This is a genomic window from Deltaproteobacteria bacterium (genome assembly GCA_003696105.1).
GTDB lineage: Bacteria > Myxococcota_A > Polyangia > Haliangiales > J016 > J016.
Genome location: RFGE01000216.1, coordinates 1 through 23,681, shown reverse-complemented (window position 1 = coordinate 23,681; position 23,681 = coordinate 1). Strand labels below are relative to the sequence as shown.

Sequence of the window (23,681 nt, the reverse complement as noted above, 5' to 3'; positions counted from 1 at the left end):
GCCGACCGGTTGATCCCCGCCGTCGTCGAAGCCTGGATCAGCGCCGTGCTCGTCGGCGCCTGGATCGTCGCCGCCGGGCTGCGCGAGCGCTCCGTCCGCGCGCGCATCGGCGCGGCCGTCGCCCTGGCCGTCACCGCGATCGCCGGCCACGTCGTGTGGTGCGGCGTCGAGTTCGCCGCCGTGCCCGAACTCGGCGGCGCCGCGTGGCCGTGCGCCGCGGTCATCGGCGTGGGCCTTCCGCTCGCGGTCGCCGCCATCGTCGGTGCGATCGCGTGGCTTTCGCTGTCGCGCCGGGGCATTCGCGCCGGTCTGTAGGCGTACCCTGCGGCGCCCGCCGCACCGCACCGGCGATCGACCCGGCAGACGCGATCGGCGCGGCGCAAACGACGCCCGCACTCCGCGCGGGCCAGTCCGTGCCTCTGCGTCCGGGCCGCCCCGCGCGAACAGACGCGCGCCGGCGTGCCGCAAACCCGCGCCGGCGTGCCGCAAACCGGGGTGGCGACGGAAGCGGCGGCGGAACGGGCCCGACTCCGGCCGAGTCAGTCGCGGCAGCGGCGCGGAGGCATGTGGATGTGGAACGAGATGCGGGGGGTGAGCAGGATGGAGTGCGGCGTCTGCATCTCGTCGGGCGACAGGACGCCGTGGCGTTCGAGGAGCGCGAAGTGCAGGCGGCGAGGAGCGCCGAGGGTCGGCGACATCACGGGATGGGACACGGAATAGGTCCCGACGGTGCGGTCGAGCCGATAGAAGAAGCCCTCCACCGGGTGGGTGAGGATCAGCAGGGTGTGTTCGAGGTCGCGAAAGCCGGGAAGCGGGGACGACAGCGGCTGTCCCGTGTCCTCGATGTCGACGTGGGCGTCGGCCCAGCGCGAGCGGACGCGGTAGATGAACCGGCGATAGCGGCGGGCAGCCGCGTCATAGTCGACCTCGGTGGTGTAGCGGGCGTAGTACCAGGGAATGCGCCACAGCCAGCGGGCGGGCCACACCAGGTGCGACCCCAACGTGGTGCCGAAGAACCAGACCACGTGTTCGCCGGTTCGCCGGTCGACGACGTACACGCGATAGTTGGTCTGTCCGAAGCGAAAGCGGGCAAACGGCGCGAGCCGAATGAAATGAAACGCCGTGTCCACGAACGGCACGACCGACAGCAGAGCCCGCGGTCGGCCGTCGATGTCGAAGGTGGGCAGGTCGAAGCGTTCGGCGATGTGCGGGCGGAGGCGTTCGGGCGGGACGGCGTAGGTGATGAGGGCGAAGTGTTCCAGGTCGGATGCGATATCGAGCCAGCGGACGGGGCGGGGCGCAAGTCGTCGCTCGAGACATTCGGCCGCATCGCGCATGGCGGACACGGTAGCGCGGACCGAAGCGCCGCAACGGTTGACGGCGGCCGAACAGCTACCTACGTGGGTGGGAAGATCGTCGGCGGTGTCGCGGACGCCGCGGATCGCCGTCACGCCGAGGCGGGCGCCGATCCCGGCGCAGTCTCCGACGTGTTCGCTCCCGGGTTCACGCCCGCTCGATGAGGCCGGCCGCGCCCTGGCCGCCGCCGATGCACATCGTCACGATCGCATAGCGGCCGCCGCGTCGATGCAACTCGTAGATCGCGGTGGCGGTGAGCTTGGCGCCCGTGCAGCCGAGCGGATGGCCGAGCGCGATCGCGCCGCCGTTGACGTTGAGCTTGTCGTCCGGAATTTCGAGCGTGCGCTGGACGTAGACCGCCTGGCTCGCAAACGCCTCGTTCAACTCGATGATGTCGATGTCCGCAAGCGACAACCCGGTCTTGGCGAGCAGTTTGCGCACCGCCGGAATCGGACCGACGCCCATGATGGCCGGGTCGACGCCCGCGGTGACGAACGCGCGGAAGTACGCCTTGGGCTCGATCCCCAACTCGTCTGCTTTCGCCTTCGACATCACGAGCGCGGCCGCGGCCCCGTCCGACAGCGGCGACGAGTTGCCGGCCGTCACCGTTCCATGGACCGCGAAGGCGGGGCGGAGCTTGGCGAGAACCTCCATCGTCGTGTCCGGGCGGATCATCTCGTCGCGCTCGAACACGCTCTCGACCCGCTCTCCGCGGACGTAGTTGACGGCCGTCACCGGCACGATCTCGTCGTCGAACTTGCCGGCGGCCTGGGCCGCGGCGGCGCGCTGGTGCGACCGCAGCGCGAACGCGTCCTGGTCCTCGCGCGTGATGCCGAACTTCTTGGCCACGTTCTCGGCCGTGATGCCCATCGGGGTGAATGCCGTCGGCATGGCCGCCATCAGTTTGGGCGACGCGCTCGGCGCGAACCCGGTCATCGGCACGGCCGACATCGATTCGACGCCGCCTGCGACGACGATGTCATTGCTGCCGAACGCGATCGCCTGCGACGCCATCGCGATCGCCTGAAGGCCCGAGGAGCAAAACCGGTTGATCGTCACGGCGGACGTCTCGATCGGCAGGCCGGCGAGCAAGCCGATCAGGCGCGCGACGTTCATGCCCTGCGGTCCCTCGGGCATGGCGCAGCCCATGATGACGTCTTCCACCGCGGCGCCTTCGAGTTGCGGGAACCGCTTGAGCAGGCCCGCGACGACCTCTCCCGCAAACTCGTCCGGCCGTGTCTGCGCCAGCGATCCCTTGTGTGCGCGACCGACTGCCGAGCGTACGCAATCTGCAATGACGATGTCCTTCATGTCTGTCTCCTGTAGGTGATCCGGTCGCGTCAGTTCCGCAGCGGTTTGTTCCTCATCAGCATGTGTTGCATGCGCTCGAGGCTCTTCGGCTCGCCGCACAGGCTCACGAACGCTTCCCGCTCGAGGTCGAGAACCTCTTGCTCGGTGATCTCGCGCGCCGCACCGCCCGAGCCGCCGCACAACACGGTGGCGAGCTTGCGCGCGATCAGCCCGTCGTGCTCGGTGGCCTGGCCGCCGGCCACCATGCTGTCGATCAGCATCTGAAGCGTCGCGATGCCCGACTCACCGGGCAGTCGATAGGCGCGCGGCACCGGCGGGTGGTATCCGGACTCCGCCATGCCGATCGCGCGCGCCTTGGCCTCCGCCAGAAGCCGCGCCTTGTCGAAGCTCACGCCGTCGGTGACGCGGAAGTAGCCCTTGGCCTTGGCCTCCTCGGCGCTCGTGGCGACCGCCGCGGTGGCGATGTTGCGGAACACCTGGGCGACCGAGGCAAACACGTTGTGGTCGGTGCCCTCCGGGATGCTCTCGAGTGCGCGCCACAGCAGGTTGACCGTGCCGCCGCCGCCCGGGATCAGGCCGACGCCCACCTCGACGAGCCCGGCGTACGTTTCGGCCGCCGCCTGGACCGCCGACGACGCGAGGCAGACCTCGAGACCGCCCCCGACGGTCATGCCGAACGGCGCGGCGACGATCGGCACCTGCGCGTACTTCATGCGCTGCACGGTCGTTTGCAGCGTGCGGACCGTCTCTTCGAGCTGGTCCCACAGCTTCTGATTGGCCGCCATGACGATCGCCATCAAGTTGGCGCCGACGCAGAAGTGGGCGCCGCGGTTCGCGATCACGATCGCGCGGAAATCCTGCTCCGCGCGGTCGACGGCGGCTCCGAGCATGGCGATGACGTCGGCGTCGAGGCTGTTCGCCTTCGTCTTGAAGGTGACGCCGAGCACGCCGTCGCCCAGGTCCCACGCCTCGGCACCGGCGTTCTTCAGCACGGGCGCGTCGCCGCGGCGCAACACGTCGAGCGTCGCGGTCCGCGGGTCGGGCGCGCGTGGGGTGTATTCGCCCTTGGCGAGGTCGAACACGGCGCCATCGTCGCGGTAGAAGCCGGGCGCGCCGGTCTTGCGCATCGCGGCGACCGATTCCGGTAGCGCGATGCCGTCGGCGACCATTCGGTCGTAGGTTTCGGCGAAGCCCAGTGCATCCCAGGTTTCGAACGGCCCCAGTTCCCAGTTGTAGCCCCAGCGCATCGCGTCGTCGATCGCGTCGACGTCATCGCAGATTTCGCCGACGCGGCGCGCGGTGTACGCCAGCGATCGCGACAGCACCTTCCACGCGAACGCCCCGACGGTCCCCTCGGTCGCGACGAGCTTCTTGACGCGCTCGGCCGGCGACTCGATCTGCGCGATGGCCTTGCACGCCTTGCGGATGGCCGGGTCGCCGCCGCGCGGCCGGTACTCGCCGGTCTTGGGATCGAGCGTTTCGATCCCGTCTTTGGTCTTGCGGTAGAAGCCACCGCCCGTCTTGTCGCCGAGGCGTCCGGCTTCGACCATCGCGCGCACGAAGTCGGGCAGCTTGAACACGTCGCGATCCTCGTCGTCGACGAGCGACGCGTAGCAGTTGTCTGCGACGTGCGCGAGCACGTCGATGCCCACGACGTCCGCCGTGCGGAACACGGCGCTCTTCGGCCGGCCCATCGCGACCCCGCAGATCTGGTCGACATCCTCGGGGGCCAGGCCGTCGGCGAGCATCTGATGGACGGTGGCGAGCATGCCGTGGGCGCCGATCCGGTTGGCGATGAAGTTGGGCGTGTCCTTCGCGACGACCACTCCCTTGCCGAGCGCCTCGGTCGCGAACCGGCGCACGCGCGCCATCACGTCGGCGTCCGTGTCGGCCCCGGCCACCAACTCGAGGAGCTTCATGTAGCGCGGCGGGTTGAAGAAGTGCGTGATCAGGAACCGCTGGCGGAACGCGGGCGAGCGCCCCTCCATCATGTCGGCGATCCGCAGCCCGGAGGTGTTCGACGACACGATCACGTCCTTGCCGGCGACGATCTGTTCGACGCGCTCGAACAGCGATCGCTTGATGTCCAGTCGCTCGACGACCGCTTCGATCACGAGGTCGCAGGTCGCGATGCGGTCGAGGGCGTCGTCGAACACGCCGGTCTCGATCATCCGCGCGGCCCGCGGGTGAAACAATGCGGCCGGCTTCGCCTTCAGCAGCTTGTTGAGATCGGGCGGCACGATGTCGAGCAACAGCACCGGCAAGCCGGCGTTGGCGACGTGCGCCGCGATTCCGCTTCCCATGGTGCCCGCGCCGAGCACCGCCACGCGTCGAATCGGTTTGGCCATGCCGGGACCATACCCGCTTGGCCCGGAGAAATCTCTCCCCGAACCGGGTACTCGTCCCCCCTGGATGGCCCTTGGACCCGGTGAAATCGCTTCGGTTTCGTTGGCGCCCGACTTGCACGAAGGGCCGGCATGCCCCGGACGGGTGCACTCCCCATCGGTGACGACACCGGAATCCTCGTGCCGACGCCGCCGCCCGCGCGCCGCGGCCCGCCGGCGCCGCCGCGGCCGGCCGGCAAGGCGGCGACGCGCGCCGGTACCGGGCGCCATCGGGCGGCTCCGCCGGCTGGTGGCCGCTCGGCGCGACGCGAGGTCAAGGCGCGCGCGAACGCCGCGCGGCGCGGTGCCGGTAGCGCGTCGGTCGCGTGGTTGCTGTTGGTCGCGGCGCTCGGGGTCGGCGGGCTCGGCGGCTTCTATCTGATGGAAAATTGGCGGGCGGCCGAGGATGCGCTGCGCGATGCGCGCAGCCAGGTGGTCGCCGCCGAGCAGCGCGCCGCCGCCGCCGAGCAGCGCGCGGTCGAGGCCCGCGCCGCGCTCACCCGGGAGCGGGCCGCCCGCGAGGAGCTGGCGCGCCAGCTCGCCGGCGCGACCCGGCGCGCGGCGGAGGCGGACGAACTGGCGGCCAAGCTGCAAACCATCGTCGGACAGCAGGGCACCGTGACCCGCGAGGACGACAAGCTCACGCTCGAAATGGTCGACAAGGTGTTGTTCCGCTCGGGCGAGGCGGCTCTCACGCCGCAGGGGGAACGCGTGCTCGCCAGCGTCGGCGAGGAGCTGAAGAAGTTTCCCGAGAAACAGATCTGGGTTCAGGGGCACACCGACGACGTGCCGATCGAGCGGGCCCAGTTCGCGTCGAACTGGGAGCTGTCGACGGCGCGGGCGCTCACCGTCGTGCACTATCTCGAGGACGTCGCGAAGATCGACCCGCGCCGGCTGGCCGCGGTCGGATTCGGCGAGCACCGGCCGATCTCCCGGTCGAAGAAGTATCGCAACCGGCGCATCGAGATCGTCCTGTTTCCGCGCGAAGTCCGCCTCGTCGACGACTGACCCGCGCGCGTGAGCGGCGGGCGCGGCGATCCGGAGCCGTCGCGGGCGGTCGCGCGCCCGCCAGGAGGCCGTTGCGCGCCGGCGCGGCCGCGCAACGGCGAGACGCGAGATCCGGCGCGCGCCCGCATCGCACGCGCGCGTGGCGATACGCGACCGACGGGCGCGACAAGGCACGCCGAAGATCGCCCGCACGTCGCGACCGCAGCGAGTGGATCGCACGATCGCCTTCGGCTGCATGCGCCACGCGGGGCCCGCCCGACCGGCGCCGCGCTCGGGGGCGCGGACGTGCGCGACGTCCCGCGGGGAACCGCGGTCGACCCCGCGCGGTGAAACCGCATTTCGGCTGCGCCAATTCAAGAACTCGCCGCACGCACGACCGCCCTTCGTTTGTGGACGCCGGGCCTTTGCACCGCGCCTCAGATTGCGTATGGTCCGCGCACATCTCGAAGGAGGCCACTCCGATGCGCTGGCTCAGTCGTTTCCTGCGCTCGTCGATCGGCGCCAAGATGCTGATGGCGGTGACCGGCGCCGCCCTGTTGCTGTTCGTGATCGCACACATGCTCGGGAACCTGCAGGTGTTCCTCGGGCCGTCGGCGATCAACGGGTACGCCCATTCGCTGCGCATGATGCCCGGCCTGCTGTGGACCGCCCGGATCGGGCTGCTCGTCGCCGTCGTCCTCCACATCGTCTCCGGCATTCGCGTGACGTCGCTGAACCGCGCAGCCCGACCGGAGCGGTATCGCGGTCGCCAGTACCGCGCCGCGACGATGGCGTCGCGGTCGATGCCGGTGAGCGGTCTGGTGATCTTCGCGTTCGTCGCCTACCACCTGGCCCACTACACGCTGATGTGGGTCAACCCGGAGTTCAAGACGTTCACCGACGACCTCGGCCGCCACGACGTCTACCGGATGGTCGTCACCGGGTTTTCGAACAAGGGCGTGGCGGCGCTGTACATCATCGCGGTGGGGCTGCTGTGCAGCCACCTCGCCCACGGAATCCCGAGCTTCTTCCAGACGCTCGGCCTGCGGCACCCGAAGTTCACGCCGGCGATCGAAGTCCTCGGACCGGCGATCGCCATCGTGTTGTTTCTCGGGTTCGCGGCGGTTCCGGTGGGCGTGATGGCCAAGTGGGTCACTCTCGCTGGAGGTGTGGGATGAACCTCGATCCCAAGATCCCCGACGGTCCGCTCGAAAAGAAGTGGTCGCGCCACAAGTTCGACCTCAAGCTGGTCAACCCGGCGAACAAGCGCAAGTTCGACATCATCGTCGTCGGCAGCGGGCTCGCCGGCGGCGCCGCCGCGGCGACGCTCGCCGAACTCGGCTACAACGTCGCCTGCTTCTGCTACCAGGACAGCCCGCGCCGCGCGCACAGCATCGCCGCGCAGGGCGGCATCAACGCGGCGAAGAACTACCAGAACGACGGCGACAGCGTCTTCCGGTTGTTCTACGACACGATCAAAGGCGGCGACTACCGCGCGCGTGAAGCGAACGTGTATCGACTCGCCGAGGTGAGCGTGAACATCATCGACCAGGCGGTCGCGCAGGGGGTGCCGTTCGCGCGCGAGTACGGTGGCCTGCTGGCCAACCGGTCGTTCGGCGGCGCCCAGGTGTCGCGCACGTTCTACGCGCGCGGCCAGACCGGCCAGCAGCTGCTCCTCGGTGTCTACCAGCAGATGTCGCGTCAGATCGCCGCCGGCAAGATCAAGATGTACACGCGCCACGAGATGCTCGACCTCGTGGTCGTGGACGGGCGCGCCGCCGGCATCGTCACGCGCGATCTGGTCAGCGGCGCGATCGAGCGGTGGGCGGGGCACGCGGTGCTGCTCGCGACCGGCGGCTACAGCAACGTGTTCTATCTGTCGACCAACGCGAAGGGCTGCAACGTCACCGCGGCGTACCGCGCGTACAAGCGCGGGGCGGCGTTCGCCAACCCGTGCTACACGCAGATCCACCCGACCTGCATCCCACAAAGCGGCGACTACCAGTCCAAGCTCACGCTGATGTCGGAGTCGCTGCGCAACGACGGGCGTTGCTGGGTGCCCAAGCGCAAGGAGGACTGCGGCAAGGATCCGAACAGCATCCCCGAGGAGGACCGCGACTACTACCTTGAGCGCAAGTACCCGAGCTTCGGGAACCTCGCGCCGCGGGACGTGGCGTCGCGGGCGGCCAAGGAGGTGTGCGACGAAGGGCGCGGCGTCGGGCCGGGCGGCCGGGGCGTCTACCTCGACTTCCGCGATGCGATCCAGCGCATGGGCAAAGAGGGGGTCGCCGACAAGTACGGCAACCTGTTTCACATGTACGCGAAGATCACCGGCGAGGATCCGTACTCGACGCCGATGCGGATCTATCCGGCGCCGCACTACACGATGGGCGGCCTGTGGGTGGACTACAACCTCGAGAGCACGATTCCGGGGTTGTTCGTCCTCGGCGAGGCCAACTTCTCCGATCACGGCGCGAACCGGCTCGGTGCCAGCGCCTTGATGCAGGGGCTGGCGGATGGCTACTTCATCATCTCCTATACGCTCAGCGACTACCTCGCCCGCGTGAAGCCGGCCAAGGTGGACACCGGCCACGCCGCGTTCGCCGACGCCGAGCGCGAGGTCAAGGCCAAGCTCGATCGGCTGCTGTCGGTCAACGGCAAGCGCACGCCGGACGAACTGCACCGCGAACTCGGGCGCGTGCTGTGGGACCACTGCGGCATGGCGCGCAGCAAGGAGAGCCTGGAGGAGGCTCTGCGCATCATCCCCGAGCTGCGCGAGCGGTTCTGGAAGGACGTGCGCGTCGTCGGATCGGGCGACAGCCTCAACATCGCGCTCGAGAAGGCGGGGCGCGTTGCGGACTTCATGGAGTTCGCGGAGCTGATGTGCTACGACGCGCTCGAACGCGACGAGTCGTGCGGCGCGCATTTTCGCATCGAGCACCAGACCGACGACGGCGAAGCCAAGCGCGACGACGAGAGGTTCGCGCACGTGGCGGCGTGGGAGTTCAAGGGCGTCGGCGAAAAGCCGGTGCGCCACGTCGAGCCGCTCGTGTTCGAGAACGTCCAGCTCGCGACGAGGAGTTACAAGTAATGAAGCTCACGCTGCACATCTGGCGCCAGAAGGACGCGAAGTCGCCGGGCAAGTTGGTGCGCTACGAGCTCGACGACGTCAACGAGCACATGTCGTTCCTCGAGATGCTCGACGTGCTCAACGAGCAGCTTGTCGCCAAGGGGGAGGAGCCGGTCGCGTTCGACCACGACTGTCGCGAGGGCATCTGCGGCATGTGCTCGCTGGTCATCAACGGCATTCCGCACGGCCCCGACCGGGGAACGACCGTGTGCCAGCTGCACATGCGCCGGTTCCGCGACGGCGACGAGATCACGATCGAGCCGTGGCGGGCGCGCGCGTTCCCCGTCGTGCGCGACCTGATCGTCGATCGCTCGGCGTTCGACCGGATCATGCAGGCCGGCGGGTTCATCAGCCAGAACACGGGGAGCGCGCCGGACGCCAACACGCTGCCGATCTCGAAGGAGGACGCGGACGCCGCGTTCGACGCGGCAGCCTGCATCGGCTGCGGCGCATGTGTCGCAGCGTGCCCGAACGCGTCGGCGATGCTGTTCGTCGCCGCCAAGATCGGTCACCTGTCGATGCTGCCGCAGGGCAAGCCAGAGGAGTATCGGCGCGCGCGCGCGATGGTCGACGCGATGGACGCCGCCGGCTTCGGCAACTGCTCGAACCACTACGAGTGCGAGGCCGTCTGTCCGAAGGAAATCGGGGTCGACTGGATCGCGCGCATGAACCGCAAGTACCTGCGCGCGACGTTCCGCAAGCGCGCCTAGCGGCGGCGCGCGCAGGTCAGCTCACGCCGGGCAGCCGCAGTTGCCGCGGCGCCGCGTCGGCGCGTGCGCGGCCGGACGGCGCGCGGCCAGGGGCGTTCATCTCCGGCGGTCGGCCCGAGCGCGTGCCGGGGGCCGAGCGTGCCCCGGCCCGGTCGCCGGCGCCGGCGACATCGCTCGCCGGCTGACCGGTCGCGGATACCGCGCGGCCGCCGAGGCGGTGCGACGCGCGCCACTGGCGCGCGACGATCTCGCGCCAGTCGCCGCCGGCGATCGCGCGCTCGAGCCGGCGCGCCTCGCGGTCGAGCCGGCGAATGGCGGCGAGCTTGTCGTCGTTGCCGAGTTTGGCGCGGTCGACCGCCTGGCGCAGCACGCGGATCGTCTCGTCGTAGACGCGCGTCGGCACGGGAAAGGGATGGCCGTCCTTGCCGCCGTGCGCGTAGCTGAATCGCGCCGGATCGGAAAACCGGCTGGGCGCACCATGCACGATTTCGGCGACCAGAGCGAGCGCTTCGACCGTGCGCGGACCGACTCCGGGCACGAGCAAAAGGTCGGCGAAATCGGCCGGCGCGCGCGCTGCCGCGGCCACCAGAGCGCCGCGGAGGCGTGCGAGGTTGACGTCGGCGGCGCGCACGTCGTGCCGGCGCGGCATCGCCAGGTGGCGCAAGACGCGGTCGGGCGCCGCGGCGAGTTCGACGCCTGCGGCGCGCGCTGCGGCGGCGCGACGGTCGGTCAGATTGCGGATCGTACCTTGCGCGGGCCCGTCGATCGCAGCGTGCGGCTCGACGACGAAGTCGGTCACCGCGCGCGACAGCCAGTGGTAGCGGCGCGCCTGACGACGCGGCCCGTTCATGCCCTGCTGAACGACGACCCACGCGCCGTCGACGGTGACGATAAACGTGTGCAAGTACAACTGAAAGCCGTCCTGGACGGCCGCGTTGTCGACCTTCGCGACCAGACGGCTGGTCCGAGCGAGGGCGTCGCCGTCGACGCCGGTGCGCGCGCCGAACGCGACGAGTTCGGCCGGCGTGCGCCGCGAGTGGCGGCCGCGGCCGCCGCACACCGCGATCCCCAACTCGTCGCCGATCGGCGCCAGCCCGCGCTTGAGCGCACCGACGACGCTGGTCGTGATGCCGGACGAGTGCCAGTCCATGCCCATGACGGCGCCGAACGATTGAAACCAGAACGGATGCGCGAGCCGCGCGAGCAGCTCGTCGCGCCCGTAGTGGTGCACGATGGCCTCGCACACGACGCGCGCGAGCCGCGCCATGCGGCCGGCTAGCCACGCCGGTACGCGGCCGCCGTGCAGCGGCAGGTCGGCGGTCCCCGTGCGCGCGCCCATCGCGGCGAGTATAGCGGTGACGGCGCGCTCGCATGCCCGTCGGCCGCCGCGGGCCGGCCGAGCGCGCGAGCGGGCCCGCGGCGCTCGTCAGCCGTCGCGCGGCGCGGGTGGCGCGGGCCGCGCGAGCGACGGTTGGCCGGCCGGGCGCGCGGTCGTCGACGCACCGTCGGGCGTCGCGCCGAGCTTGCGGAGCAACGCGCCGACGTCGACGCCCAGCGTGTGCTTGAGCTGCTCCGACGCCACGGCGGTCTTGACCGCGAGGTTGTCCCCGTTGGCGAGATCGCGGTCGATGAACGTCACCTTGTCCACGGGCTGTGGCTTGACGGTGCTCATCAAGTGGCCGACCAACGCGGACAGCTTCTGCGCGACGAAGATCTCGCGCGCCGCGTCGCCGGTGGCGTGCCACGTCTTCGCGATCGCGCGGATTGCCTCGGCGGTGGCCCGGCCGTTTTCGATGATCCGTGCCGCCCGGCCGCGCGCGTCTTCCACCGCCTGTTGTTTCGCGGCCTCGGCGGGCCGAATCCGGTCCGCCTCGAGCTGCAGCCTGACCTGTTCGATGCGCGCGCGCTGCACCGCCAACTCGGCCTGCGCCTTCGCGATCGCGGCGGTCACGTGGGCGCGTTCCTCGGCGACGAGCGCGTCCTTTTTGGTGCGCGCGTCGACGATGCGGCGCTCCGCTTCGGCGCGCGCTTCGGCGATGTCGGCGTCGACTTTGGCCAGCTCCTGCGTCTGCCAGTTGGCGGCGTTGCGCTCCGCGACCTGCGCCTTGTTCTCCGCCTCGGCGATGCGCGACCGCATGACGACCTCGGCGGCTTGTTTGCGGCCGATCGAATCGAGGTAGCCGACGTCGTCGGACACGTTCTGAATCTTGAGCGTGTCCAACTCCAGGCCGAGCTTCTTGAGGTCGATGTCGGCCTCGTGCAGCAGGCTGTTGGCGAACTTGACGCGGTCCTGATTGACCTCCTCGGGCGTGAGCGTCGCGAGCACGCCGCGCAGATTCCCCTCGAGCGTCTCGCGCGCGACGCGCATGACCTGCTCGCGCGGCCAGCCGAGGAACCGTTCGATCGCGTTGGCGATCGTGGGTTCCGTGCTCGAGATCTTGAGGTTGGCGACGCCCTCGACGTTCAGCGGGATGCCGCCCCGCGAGTAGGCGCCGCGCACCTTGATGTCGATGATCATGTTGGTGAGGTCGAGATGGTCGACCGTCTCGAGCAGCGGGATGCGGATCCCTCGACCGCCTTGCACCAGCCGGTAGCCGACGCGGCGGTTGCCGACGGTGCGATGCGTGCCGCTGAAGATCAAAACGGCGTTCGGCGGACAGATGTAGATGAGCTTGTTGACGATCAGCGCGATGGCGACGACCGCGATCGCGAGGATCAGTCCGACGGCGACCAGGGCGTTCACAGGGCACCTCCTTCCGGGGACGGGGCGCGCGGCGGCGACGTGGGCGCGCCGGGCATGGCGGGTGCGGTCGGCCGGGCACCGTTGCCGCGGTCGGCGCCGGTGAGCACGCCGGGGATGTCGATGCCGAGCGTGCGCGACACCTCGGCGAGCAGGGCGCCGACCGCCGCGGGATACGCGGCGAGGTAGGCCGGCAGCGTCTGGCCGTCTCCGGAGTCCACCAAGTTGACCTCGCGCGCATCGAGGTTGGCCGCGGCCTTGGTCACCTGCGCGAAGATCTCGTCGATGTTCTGCAGCACGTACATGTCCATCGCCCGCCCGCGCGTCTCGCGCCACGCGGCCGCGATCTGCGCGAGCGCTTCGGCCTGCGCGCGGCCGTCCGCCTCGATCGGCGCGGCGCGGCCGGCGGCCTGCAGCTCGCGGACGCGCCGATCGATCTCGGCGGGGATCGTCACGTCGGCCGCCAGCCGCAGCTGCTCGAGTTCACCGCGGATCTGCTGCAGCTCCTTTTCGGCCTCGGCGCGCGCGGCCTGCGCCGCCGCGAGCGCGCGCTCCTCTTCCGATCGCGCGTGGGCGTCCAGCTCCGCCTTGTAGCGGCGCAGCTCGTTTTGCTTCTGCTGGACGGCGGCCTGCGCCTTTTTCTTCGCGACCTCGGACCGGGCGTGGGCCTCGGCCTCCTTTTCTTGCGCGGCCCGCACGGCGTCGGACTCGGCGACCTCTGCCGTGCGCAGGATCTCGGCGATCCGCTTGCGGCCGATGCTGTCGAGGTAGTTGCGGTCGTCGGCGACGTGCTGAATCTTGAGCGTGTCGAGCTGCAGGCCGAGCTTCGCGAGATCGTCCTCGGCTTCTTCCTGCAGCACCGTGGCGAACTTGAGCCGGTCCTCGTTGACCTCCTCCGGCGTCATGGTCGCCAACACGCCGCGCAGATGGCCTTCGAGCGTCTCCTTGGCGACGCGCGCAATCTCGGCGCGGTCGCGGCCGAGAAACCGTTCGATCGCATTGTGCATGTGGCGCGGGTCGGACGAGATCTTGACGTTGGCGATCGCGTGGACGGCCAGCGGGATGCCGCCTTCCGAGTACGCGCCCTGGACGGTCATTGGCACCGAAATCAGGCGCATGTCCATGCGGTCGACCTTCTCGACGATCGGAATGCGCCACACGCGCCCGCCCTGGACGACGCGGAATCCGATCGTGCGGCCGTCGGCGGTGGTGTGATTGCGCCCGGAAAAGATCAAGATCTCGTGCGGGCGGCAGATGTACAGGAAGTTGCGCGCAAACGCGACCGCGACGAACACGATGCCGAGCACCACGGCGGACGCGATGACCACCCAGTTCCACGAAGCGTTTGACAGATCCATGGCCGTCTCCTCTCACTGGCGGGCGATCCACACGCGCCCGTCGTCCTCCACTTTCCAGATGATTGCCGTTTCCTTTGCGGCGAACGCGGTGTCGTCTTCCGTGTCCGCGACGAACTCGACCGTTCGCCCGGCGATGGCCACTCGTACCTTGCCCGTCTGGCCGCGCGCGACCGGCAGCAACACCGTTGCAGATGCACCGAGCAGGTCGCGTTCCGTGATCGAGCTGTCGACGACCTCGGTCCGCAGGCGCCGATAGACGGCGTGCATGGCGGCGCCGCAAACCCAGCCGACGGCGATGGCGATCGCGAGCGTGAGCCACGGCGTGGCGACCAGGTGCATGCCGTCGAGCAGGGTGCCGGTGAGGCCGAAGAACGCCAGAAAGAACGTCCAGAACCGCACCGACGTAACCGGCAGCAAGTCGCCGGCGTCGAGCCCGTCGCCGTGTGGTTCGTGCCCGCCGACGTCGACCTCGGCGGCCGCGCCGGCGTCCACGTTCACGTCCGCGTCCACGTCCGCGTCCGCGTCCGCGTGGCCGCCGAGTACGAGCGACGCGACGAGCAGTGTGCCACCGATGGCCAGCGCGATGAGGTACAGCGTCAGCAGCATGAGACCTCCTGTGAGTGGGGTGGCCGCGGGGCACCGCGGTCGGACCCTGCGTATCCTGCCACGGACTGCAATCCGGGGGTGGCCGATCCGTGGCCCGCGGCGATTTCGGGCACACCGGCCGGCGCGGGCCATCGCTCCGCCGGCCGGCGCGTGTCAGCCGAGTGGACCGAGCAGATCGATGAGCCGCGTGCCCGACGGCCGCGGCCGGTCGCCGCGCCGCAGCCGGTCCAGCAGGCGGCGGCGCCGTTGGTCGACCGCGTTTTGCGATGCGCACGCGGGGGAGCGCGCGGCGAGGTCGCGCGACCCGAGCTGGTCGCCGCCGGTGGCGCCGGCCAGTTCGTTGCGCACGAGTACGGCGTCGCTCGCCCCGAGGTCGCGCGCTACCTGCGCGGCGTCGACGAGCCCGGCGACGAGCCGCGCGCTGTCCGCGCTGCCTGCGCGCAGCTCCTCGCGCCGTCGCTCCCAGATCGCCGCCAGTTGCTCGAGCGCCTCGGCGACCAGCACGCGCAGCGGTCGTACCGCGGGGTCGCGCATGGCGGTCATGTCGAGCCGCGCTCGCAGCATGTCCTCGGCGCGCGCGTCGAATTCGCGCAATGCGCCGGTCGCTTCGAGCGGTGCGCCGCCCGACCACGTGAGCACCCACACGTTCAGCCGAACGGCCTGGTACAGCAGAAACCGCATCAGCGGGGCGGACAGCGCCGCGCGCTCGTCGGCCGCGAGCGCGAACCACGCGCGCCGCAGCGCCTCCGCCTCCACACCCGACGCGCGCGCGACGATCGGGGCGAGGGCGGCGCGCTCGCCCGGCGCGAGTTCGGTCTGCAGCAGCTCGATCGCGCCGTGGTGTACGCGCGCCATCAGCGGAAAGCGCTCGGGCTGCTGTGCGGCGTCGGCGAACGCGACGCCGTCGCGCTCGGCGCGGTCCACTTCGCGCGCGAGCGCCATCGCGTCCCGGACGACGTCGTCGAGTTCGTCTGCCAGCTCGCCGCGCAGGTCCGTGGGGTACAGCTCCAGGAGCTGGGCGCTGCAGCGGTCGAGGGCGACGGAGCCGGCGTCCGGATCGGACGGCGGCAGCGGCGCGGCGCGGGCGACGGGCATGGTCCGAGTATGTCTAGCGCATCGCGCGGATCTGACAAGCCGGCGGCGGTCGCCCGGCCGGTGGCGTCCCGTCAGTTGACGGGTGGCTCCACGGCCCAGTAGGCGCTCATGTTGTCGGTGGCGACATCCTGGCCCGGCAGCCAGTACGCGGGCGCGCTCGGGTCCTCGCCGGGCGCCGGCGCGTTCTGGATCGCCGTGACCCACAGCTGCCGCCGGCCGGTCCCCTTGGTCCCCGCGTACGCGTTGCCGTAGTCGCGCGTCGAGTAAAACGCGAGCCAGAAGTAGCCGCCCTCGTCGAACGGGCTGAAGTTGGGCAGGTAGCTGTTCGCCGCGCCCGGTCCCCCGTTGGCGCGGACGAGTTCGACGGCGTTCGTGCCGTCCCGGGCGATGAGCCACAGCGATCCGGGGTGGGGCGTGCCGTCTCGCATGCCGCGGCTGTGGGTGCCGCGGCCGAACGCGATCCACTGGGAGTCGGGGCTGAACGTCGGCCACGCGTTCGCCATGCCGTCGGCCGCGCGCAGGACGACGGGCGCTCCGAACGAGTCCGGCCCGGTGACCGGAATCACGGCGAGGTCGCCGAGCGTGAAGTCCACCGGCCACGCGCCGTCGTGGTTGGCGATGAACGCGATCGCGGTGCCGTCCGGCGACCACGTCGGGTGCGCGGCGCCCGCGGCCGGCAGGCCCGCGCCCATCGCGGGCACGACCGTGCCGGTGGCTGCGTCGATCAGTTCGAGCCGGTTTTCGAAGTTGATCAGCAGGCGGGTCGCGTCGGGGTTGAACGTGGAAAACAGGGCGCGGTAGCGGTCGGGCGGCACGATCGTGGGCGCCGGGTCGGCGGTCAGGTCGACGGACAGGTCGAAGATGGCGCCGAACTCGTTGCCGCCCCACAGCTCCGCCGCCATCTTGCTGCCGTCGCGACTCACGGTGTGGCATGCGACGCAGCGGTTGGCCGGATCGTCCGGTTTCGGCGGCGGATACGGAATGAAGTCCTCGCGGCCGGCGGAGGTGATGCGCAGAATCTGACCGTCCGACAGGTCCCAGTAGTAGATGGCGCCGGCGACGTTGGCCTGCACGACGGAGATGCTGCGGGTGGCCGACGGGTAGACCTGGCCGTCGGCGGCGTTCCACCGGTCGACGCGAAACGTGACCGGATCGCCGCCGGCGCTCGCCTTGAGCACCGCCCAACTCGACGCGGCCACCGTCCAGTCGTAGCGGAACGGCGGGCCGTCGTGCGCGAGGTACGCGGTCGCGCGCGCGAGGCCCGCCTCGACGACGACACGGTACAGGTCGCCCTGGTTGCCGCCCTCCCACTGGACGTCGACCGGCGCGAGGGTCGACGGCACGACCGCGCCGTCGAGCGGATACAGCAGCGCCGGCGCCTCCGCCGAACCCGGCGGCTGCGGCGCGGTGTCGAACCGGTCGGCCGCGTCGGCGGGCACGCCGGTGCCGGCGTGTACGTCGTCGACGCGTACGGTCACGGTGGTCTGCGCGGTGAGCCCGCGCGCGCTGGCGGTGACGGTGCCGGCGCCGGCTACGGTTCCGGATGCAACGAACTTGCCCGTCGCCGCGGCGAGGTCGCCGAGTTGCGGAGGCGCCAGCGACCAGGTCGCGTCGTCGGCAATCTCCGTCGTTCCGTCGGACAGTTCGACGGTCGCGACGAACGCGACGGCGTCCGCGGCGCCGTTGGCGACCACGACGGTCGGATCGGCCGGCGAGATCGACAGTGCGACCGGCGACGGTGCCGCCGCGTCGGGATCCGTACCCGATCCGCCGCTGCCGCCGCCGCACGCTGCGGCCAACAGGATTCCCACGGCAAGGCGCGCGCCCGTCATGGCGACAACATAGACGAAATCGCCCCGTGACGTGGCACGAAAGTGCAGTCACGCGACGCGTGCGCCGGGGAGCCACCAGGCGGTCGGACCGCGGTACCAGCCGCGGTCGACGACGGCGCGCGTCCACCTCGCCGCGGCGAGCGCCTCGTACAGGTTCAGGGTCACGGCAGCCCCCGCGACGGGCCGGCCGTCGACCTCGCCCGCGGCGACGATTGCCGTCACGCTGCCGCGCACCAGGTCGACATGAACGTCGGCCAGTTCGTCGACCGCCAGCGTCGGCTCGTCTCCCCCCGCCGCGCGCGCCACGTCGCGCGCGGACCGGCCATCGAGCGATCCCGGGGCGACCACGAGGTTGCGCACGCCACCGTTGGCGGGCACGCCCCGCAGCCCGGCCTCGCGCGCGTCGAGACCGAACCCCGCCGCGACGCCGTCGGTCACGAGCGCGAACCGGCGCACCGGCTCGCCGAGGTCGCCGACCGGAGCGCTCGCCAGCCCGAACGGCAGGGCGCCGTCGCTGGCGACCGACAGTGGGTCGCCCGTCGCGTCGCGTTCGCCGAAGATCGACGCGCCCGGCAGGTAGCGGGCGACGCCGCGGCGAGCGGTGCCGCCGTCGGCGTGGTGCGCGAGCGGCGCGAACCAGCCGAATCGCTCGGGGCCGCGGGGGTCGTGCGCGCGTCGCGATGCGATCCGCGCGGCGTGGTCTACGGCACGCGCGTCGAGCGCGATCGCGTAGCGGCCGGCGGCCACCGGTTCGGCGCGGCGCAAGGCGCGCACGCGCCGGCCGGCGGCCACGAGTTCTCGGCCGAGCGCGAGGTCGGCTCGCCGCCGCCGCGCGATCGCAACGACCGCGGCGCGCGGCGCACCGGCGGCGACCGGCGCGACGATCGCATCCACCGTGGCGCGAGTGGCGCGGTAGGCGGTACGCAAGCCGGTGCTCGCTGCGACCTCGACGCGCTCGGAGTCGACGGCGACGCGCCACGCGTCGACCCGGATCGGCTCGCCGGCGGCCGCTTCGACCGGGCCGCCGCCGCGCGTCGCGCGCACGAGGGCGCTCGCGATCGCCGCCGCGGCGTCCGGGTCCGACAGCCGCGCGTCGAACACCGCGACCCGCGCGGGAGCGCCGGGCGGCGGCAGGGTCCACGCCGGTCCTCGCCCGCGCGCCGCGCGGTCCGCCGCGCGGCGCACGAGGGCCGTGAGATCGTCGAGGTCGTGCTCGCGGACGTCGAATGCGGTTTGCCCGCGCCCGGCGACGCCGTCGACGAACACGTGGACGTGCGCGGTATGGCGCCGGTCGACGCGGTCGGCGGCGGTCGTGACCACGCGGCGCACGACGGCGCGCTCGGCGATCGCGTATTCGCTCACTCCGGGCGTCGCGTGCACGGCGCGGACGATCGCGTCGATCACGGCGACCTCGCGACGCGCGCGCGCGCGACGACGTGTGGGGCGATCGCGGCGACGTCTCGGACCGCTACGGCGCCGCTCGCTGAAGTTGCGTTCGCAACGGATGCGAGCAGACTCGGGACGTCGGCGACGAGTGCGACCGGTCCGTGCAACCGGCCGCTGAACTTGCCGCCGCGAATGTGTCGCGCGCGCGCCGCGCGGACGGCGATGCGCCACGACCGCAGGTCGACGGTCGCACCCTCGGCGCTCTCGACGAGGTAGCCGTCGTCGATCGCCGCGATCGCGGCGTCCGGGTCTTCCAGCGTGCCGCCGCGCGTGACGACGTTCGACGGTCGCCGCTCCATCGGCCCGCGCAACACGCCGCGTTCGATCCATGCGGTCGGTTCGGCGTCGGCACCGCGCTCGTCGAATGCGTACGACGCGTAGCCGCCGGCGAGCGTCGGGTCGTCCTCGATCGACAGCCAGTCGGGGGCCAGCCGGGCGCCGGCGCGCGCCGCCGCCGCGCTGAGCCCGCCGCGCCACGCGCGCGCGTCGAGCGCCGGGGCGATCGCGCCGGCGGCGACGTGCGCCCACGCGCTCGGGTCCATGACGACCTGCGCGTGTTCGTCGGGCGCCGGGCGCGCCGTGACCAGCGATAGCGCCGTCGCCGCTGCGGCCGCCAGCGCCGCGTCGTCGGGGATGGCGGCGTCGACGTCGCCGCCCGCGATGCGCTCGGCCCGCTCGACGTGATGGGCTGCGCCGAGCGCGGCGAAGAACGCGACACCGGCGCGCGCGCGCACGCGCCGGTCGACGCGCTCCCGGTCCGCGCGCACGACCGCGGTCTCGTGGTCGCGGACATCGACGTACGCGGCGCGGTACACGATCCGGCTGCCGCCGTGGCGGCGGGCGCGCCGGTGAAGGTCGGCCGCGCGGTCGAGCCAGTCGCCGGTCGCCCGGCCGGGGGCCGGCACCTGCACGCGGGGCGCGGCAGCCGCAGGCACTCGCGGCTGCGCCGAGGCGGGCAGCCAGTCCGCGACCGCGGCCGCGAGCGCGCGCGGGTCGAGCGCATCGGCGCGCCGCCGATGCACCGCACCGGCGGCGGTGACCGCGACGAACTCGACGCGCGCTACGGCGAGTGCGTCGTAGTGGGCGCCGTCGGCCTCGGCGATGGCGACGTGGCGCACGCCGGCGTCGATGTGCGCGTAGGCGTCCGCAAATCGCGGGTGCAGCGCGGCGACGAGTTCGCGCGCGGCGGCGAGCGCTGCCGCGAACGGCTCGGGCTTCGGCGCGCTCGCCGCCCGGCGTCGCATCGCGGGGCGGCACGCGAGCGCGGCGGGGCTCAGGCCGAGCGCGGCGAGCACGCTCCGCCGCGTCCACTCGGTCATCGCGTTCCCGCCACCGCCCGGCTCGCGTTCGGCATGCCGTCTTCGATCCAACCGGCGATGCGGTTGAAGTCGCCGTAGCGGGTGAGCTTGCCCGCCGACCCGAGAAGCGCCATCGCGACGCGGCGGCCGCCGATCTCCGCGGCGATGATCAGACAGTAGCCGGCCGCGTCGGTGTACCCGGTCTTGCCGCCGAGGACGCGGTAGCGCCGGCTGATCAGCGAGCGGTTGGTGTTCCGGTAGCGGATCGTGCGCCTCCGGGGTCGCGTCGACGCGATCTCGACGTGCGGCGTGCGCAGGATGCCGGCGATCACGTCGTCGGCGAGGGCGGCGCGCAGCGCGGTGACCATCTCGCGCGCGGTCGACACGTTGCCCCGCAACCCGGGCGGATCGGTGAACTCGGTGTGGCGCAGGCCGAGATCGCGGGCGTACGCGGTGAGCGCGGCGATGAGTTGCGGCGGGTCGAGGCCGACGGCGCGGCCGAGGGCGCTCGGCGCGCGGTTGTCCGACGCGATGAGCATCGCACGCAACAGGTCGAGGTTGCGAAACGCGTAGCCGACCGGCAGGTGCGTGCGCGCGCCGCCGCGCGACAGGTCCCGGTCGACCGCGGTGATCTCGGTCTCCGCATCCAGGTCGATGTGGCGCTGGCGGACGAGCAGCGCGACGAACACCTTGCCGGTCGACGCGATCGGGCGGACCTCGTCCGCGTTCTTTTCGTACAGCACGTCGCCGGTGTCGAGGTCGACGACGATCGCGGAGGCCGATTGCACGTTGGGCAGGTTGTCGGGCGTGCGCGGCGGGAACGCGGGCGCGGCGGCCGCCCGGGCCGCCGCCGCGAACGCGAGCGCCGCGGCGAGCCGGGCGGCCAAAGCGGTGGGCGCGCGGCGAGTCACGCCCCGATCTGGCCCCACAATCGCCGCGCTCGTCAACGCCGGCGCGCCGCCGACGTCGCGGTGCGCGGTGTCGTCTTCCGGCCGGCGACGCGCGCGCGGGCCGGCGACGCGCGCGCGGGCGGGCGGCGCTGCCGGGCGGGCTTCGCGCTGTGAGTGCGGGCGCGGGCGTCGCCGGCATGCGCCCGCGCGTCCGCGGCAGCGGGGTGCGGGGAGCGGGCGCCACGTCGTGGCGTCGGTGTCGGGATCTGTGGGCGCGCCGTAAACGGTCGTGGCGCGCGGCATGCGGGATATGGCGCCGCTCACATGCGTCGGCGCGACGCGTCGGCTAAAATCGCAGAACGCTTCGAGCGGGAGGGACCATGGGCGACACCGCGCCGCAGCGCGACACACTGATCGGCCGGCAAGTCGGCAACTACGTCATCGAACAGAAGCTCGGGGAAGGCGGGATGGGCGCGGTGTACCGGGCCGTCCACCCCCGCATCGGCAAGAAGGTGGCGCTGAAGGTGCTGCACCCGGAGTTCGGCGGCGATCCCAACATCGTCGATCGCTTCTTCACGGAAGCCAAGGCCGTCAACGACATCCGCCACCCGAACATCATCGACATCATCGACTACGGCGACATGCCGGGCGACGACGGCCGGCCCGTCGTGTACTTTATCATGGAGTACCTCGACGGCTGCAGCGTGGCGGACACGATCGCGCGGGAGGCGCCGCTGCCGCCGGAGCGCGTGTTCGCGATCGGCGCGCAGATCGCCGACGCGCTGGCGGCCTCGCACGAGCACAAGGTCGTCCACCGCGACTTGAAGCCGGACAACATCTTCCTGATCGAGCGCGGCCGCCGCACCGACGTGGTGAAGGTGCTCGACTTCGGCATCGCGAAGCTGATCGGGGACCAGGAGGGGTCGCGGCGGACGCGCACCGGCATCGTGATCGGGACGCCGTACTACATGTCGCCGGAGCAGTGCGAGGGCAAGGGCAACGTCGACCATCGCACGGACGTCTATGCGCTCGGCGTCGTGTTGTTCGAGATGCTCACCAAGCGCGTGCCGTTCGACGGCGAGGGCTACGGCGAGATCCTCGTCAAGCACCTCACGCAGCTGCCGCCGCGGCCGAGCGAGTTCGTGCCGGGCCTGTCTCCCCACGTCGAGTGCGTCGTGCTCAAGGCGCTCGAAAAGCAGCGCGAGCGCCGCTACGCGTCGATGGACGAGTTCCGGGCGGCGCTGTTGGACCCCGTCGGGTTCGTGGACGCGCGCGGCGGCGTGCACGGGTTCCTCAGCGGCGGCGCCGGGTTGGTGCTGAGCGCCGGGGTTGCAACACCGCCGGGGGTCGCGACGCCGCCGCCGGGCGCGATGGCGCCGCCGGGGGTCGCGACGCCGCCGCCGGGCGCGATGGCGCAGCCGGGGGTCGCGACGCCACCGCCGGGCGCGATGGCGCCGCCGGGGCTGCCGGCCGCGGAGGTCGTCTCGCTCCCGCGGCGCCGGCGCTGGCCGTTGGCGCTCGGCGCGGGAATTGCCGCGGCCGCCGCGGCCGTGGTGGCATGGGCTCTCTCCGGCGGTTCGCCCGACGGGACGCAGGGGGACGAGGCGACCGCTCCCTCGGCGACGTCTCGGGCGGCGTCCGCGCTGGATGCATCGTCCGGTGGCGAGGCGACGGCCGAGGCGGGCCGGGGGGCGGGGGCGACCGCGCCGCCACAGCCCCAGACCATCGACGTCGACGTCACCACGACGCCCGCTGGCGCCGGCGTCTTCGTCGGCGACGAGGCGGAGCCCCGGTGCGCGACGCCGTGCAAGATCTCGCTCGCGGTCGGCACCGAGCCGGTCGCCATCGCGCTGCGCAAGGACGGATTCGTCGACGAAATCAAGACGTTGACGCCTGACCGCGACGCCGTCATCGACGTAAACTTGGCGCCGGTCAAACCGCGCGACACCGCCCGCCGAAAGCGGACCGATGGCGCGCACAAACGGAAGACTCACAAGAAACGGTCCAAATTCGGTGACGAACTTCTGGCCCCGGATCTGTAGCGTCGTTGTCGTTGCAACCGCGTTGTGCGCCGGCGCGCCGCGCAGTGCCCACGCCGACAAGAAGAAGGCGATGGAGCACTGGAAGAAGGGAAACACCGCCTACACGCTCGGCAAGTTCGAAGAAGCGATCGGCCACTTCGAAAGCGCGTTCGTCGAGTATCCGGCACCCGCCTTCCTGTTCAACATCGCGCAGTGCCACCGCCAGTTGAAGAACTGCGAGCGGGCGGCATTCTTCTACCGGCGGTACCTGTCGCTCAAGCCCGACGCGGACAACCGCGCCGACGTCGAAAAGTACATCCAGGAGATGGAGGAGATGTGCAAGGACGCGGGCGGCGGTGGCGCGGGCTCGGGCGGCGGTGGCGCGGGCACCGGCGGGGCGAGCGCGGGCGGCGGTGGCGCGGGCACCGGCGGGGCGAGCGCGGGCGCGGGCGGTGCGGGCACGGGCGGCGGTGGCGCGGGCACCGGCGGGGCGAGCGCGGGCGCGGGCGGTGCGGGC

At 71.8% G+C, this 23,681-nt stretch carries 20 protein-coding genes and 1 pseudogene; 8 read left to right on the top strand and 13 right to left on the bottom strand.

Translation table 11 applies throughout. From position 1 onward, the window contains the following. Positions 1–315 (top strand): hypothetical protein (locus D6689_14455; GenBank protein ID RMH40241.1); only part of this gene is annotated, 315 nt, incomplete at its 5' end. 224 nt (positions 316–539) lie between these two features. Here the strand turns inward: D6689_14455 and D6689_14450 are convergent. The 3 genes from D6689_14450 to D6689_14440 all read right to left on the bottom strand — a co-directional run bounded on the left by D6689_14450 (position 540) and on the right by D6689_14440 (position 5,015). Beyond that, complete coding sequence (locus D6689_14450) at positions 540–1,337, bottom strand: DUF2071 domain-containing protein (protein RMH40240.1); 798 nt, start codon at positions 1,335–1,337, stop codon at positions 540–542. A 166-nt stretch (positions 1,338–1,503) separates the two neighbouring features. After that, on the bottom strand, positions 1,504–2,667 hold the full coding sequence (locus D6689_14445) for a thiolase family protein (GenBank protein RMH40239.1): 1,164 nt from the start codon (positions 2,665–2,667) through the stop codon (positions 1,504–1,506). Between the two features lie 29 nt (positions 2,668–2,696). After that, positions 2,697–5,015 carry a 3-hydroxyacyl-CoA dehydrogenase/enoyl-CoA hydratase family protein gene (locus D6689_14440; GenBank protein RMH40238.1) on the bottom strand — a complete coding sequence of 773 codons (2,319 nt, stop codon included), beginning with the start codon at positions 5,013–5,015 and terminating at the stop codon, positions 2,697–2,699. A 129-nt stretch (positions 5,016–5,144) separates the two neighbouring features. On the opposite strand from D6689_14440, the gene D6689_14435 reads away from it, so the two are divergent. The 5 genes from D6689_14435 to D6689_14415 all read left to right on the top strand — a co-directional run bounded on the left by D6689_14435 (position 5,145) and on the right by D6689_14415 (position 9,878). Next, the gene (locus D6689_14435) at positions 5,145–6,059 is read left to right on the top strand and encodes a hypothetical protein (protein RMH40237.1); all 915 of its coding nucleotides are present in this window, start codon (positions 5,145–5,147) and stop codon (positions 6,057–6,059) included. A gap of 9 nt (positions 6,060–6,068) precedes the next feature. After that, the gene (locus D6689_14430) at positions 6,069–6,389 is read left to right on the top strand and encodes a hypothetical protein (GenBank protein ID RMH40236.1); all 321 of its coding nucleotides are present in this window, start codon (positions 6,069–6,071) and stop codon (positions 6,387–6,389) included. A 131-nt stretch (positions 6,390–6,520) separates the two neighbouring features. Next, entirely contained in the window at positions 6,521–7,216 is a 696-nt protein-coding gene (locus D6689_14425; GenBank protein RMH40235.1) for a succinate:quinone oxidoreductase, read from the top strand. Next, positions 7,213–9,129: a fumarate reductase/succinate dehydrogenase flavoprotein subunit gene (locus D6689_14420; protein RMH40234.1), complete on the top strand. Its 1,917-nt coding sequence runs from the start codon at positions 7,213–7,215 to the stop codon at positions 9,127–9,129. The genes D6689_14425 and D6689_14420 overlap by 4 nt, the downstream gene beginning before the upstream one ends. Next, positions 9,129–9,878 (top strand): succinate dehydrogenase/fumarate reductase iron-sulfur subunit, encoded by a 750-nt coding sequence (locus D6689_14415; protein RMH40233.1) that lies wholly within the window; start codon positions 9,129–9,131, stop codon positions 9,876–9,878. The genes D6689_14420 and D6689_14415 overlap by 1 nt, the downstream gene beginning before the upstream one ends. A 16-nt stretch (positions 9,879–9,894) precedes the next feature. On the opposite strand, the gene D6689_14410 is transcribed toward D6689_14415, so the two are convergent. The 9 genes from D6689_14410 to D6689_14370 form a co-directional block, all read right to left on the bottom strand. Next, positions 9,895–11,217, bottom strand: coding sequence for a DUF763 domain-containing protein (locus D6689_14410; protein RMH40232.1), 1,323 nt, complete (start codon positions 11,215–11,217; stop codon positions 9,895–9,897). 87 nt (positions 11,218–11,304) lie between these two features. Continuing rightward, entirely contained in the window at positions 11,305–12,621 is a 1,317-nt protein-coding gene (locus tag D6689_14405; GenBank protein ID RMH40231.1) for a flotillin family protein, read from the bottom strand. Next, a complete protein-coding gene (locus D6689_14400; GenBank protein RMH40230.1) occupies positions 12,618–13,976 on the bottom strand; it encodes a flotillin family protein in 1,359 nt (452 codons plus the stop codon). Before D6689_14400 ends, D6689_14405 begins: the two co-directional genes overlap by 4 nt. A 12-nt stretch (positions 13,977–13,988) precedes the next feature. Beyond that, entirely contained in the window at positions 13,989–14,393 is a 405-nt protein-coding gene (locus D6689_14395; GenBank protein RMH40229.1) for a hypothetical protein, read from the bottom strand. Positions 14,394–14,735: 342 nt separating this feature from the next. Continuing rightward, a complete protein-coding gene (locus D6689_14390; protein ID RMH40228.1) occupies positions 14,736–15,677 on the bottom strand; it encodes a hypothetical protein in 942 nt (313 codons plus the stop codon). Between the two features lie 71 nt (positions 15,678–15,748). Continuing rightward, entirely contained in the window at positions 15,749–17,509 is a 1,761-nt protein-coding gene (locus tag D6689_14385; GenBank protein ID RMH40227.1) for a hypothetical protein, read from the bottom strand. A gap of 48 nt (positions 17,510–17,557) precedes the next feature. Next, positions 17,558–19,285: a hypothetical protein gene (locus D6689_14380; GenBank protein ID RMH40226.1), complete on the bottom strand. Its 1,728-nt coding sequence runs from the start codon at positions 19,283–19,285 to the stop codon at positions 17,558–17,560. Then, a complete protein-coding gene (locus D6689_14375) occupies positions 18,910–20,274 on the bottom strand; it encodes a hypothetical protein (GenBank protein RMH40225.1) in 1,365 nt (454 codons plus the stop codon). Before D6689_14375 ends, D6689_14380 begins: the two co-directional genes overlap by 376 nt. Beyond that, complete coding sequence (locus D6689_14370) at positions 20,271–21,446, bottom strand: D-alanyl-D-alanine carboxypeptidase (GenBank protein ID RMH40224.1); 1,176 nt, start codon at positions 21,444–21,446, stop codon at positions 20,271–20,273. Before D6689_14370 ends, D6689_14375 begins: the two co-directional genes overlap by 4 nt. Positions 21,447–21,523: 77 nt before the next feature. Here D6689_14370 and D6689_14365 point away from each other — a divergent pair, with 77 nt between their 5' ends. Together D6689_14365 and D6689_14360 are read left to right on the top strand one after the other, a co-directional pair. After that, positions 21,524–23,185 (top strand): serine/threonine protein kinase, encoded by a 1,662-nt coding sequence (locus D6689_14365; protein ID RMH40223.1) that lies wholly within the window; start codon positions 21,524–21,526, stop codon positions 23,183–23,185. Continuing rightward, a pseudogene (locus D6689_14360) lies at positions 23,112–23,450 on the top strand (hypothetical protein). The gene D6689_14365 and the pseudogene D6689_14360 overlap by 74 nt, the downstream one beginning before the upstream one ends. Here D6689_14360 and D6689_14355 read toward each other — a convergent pair. Beyond that, a partial coding sequence (locus D6689_14355; protein RMH40222.1) for a hypothetical protein occupies positions 23,420–23,681 on the bottom strand: 262 nt, incomplete at its 5' end. The pseudogene D6689_14360 and the gene D6689_14355 sit on opposite strands and share 31 nt — an antisense overlap.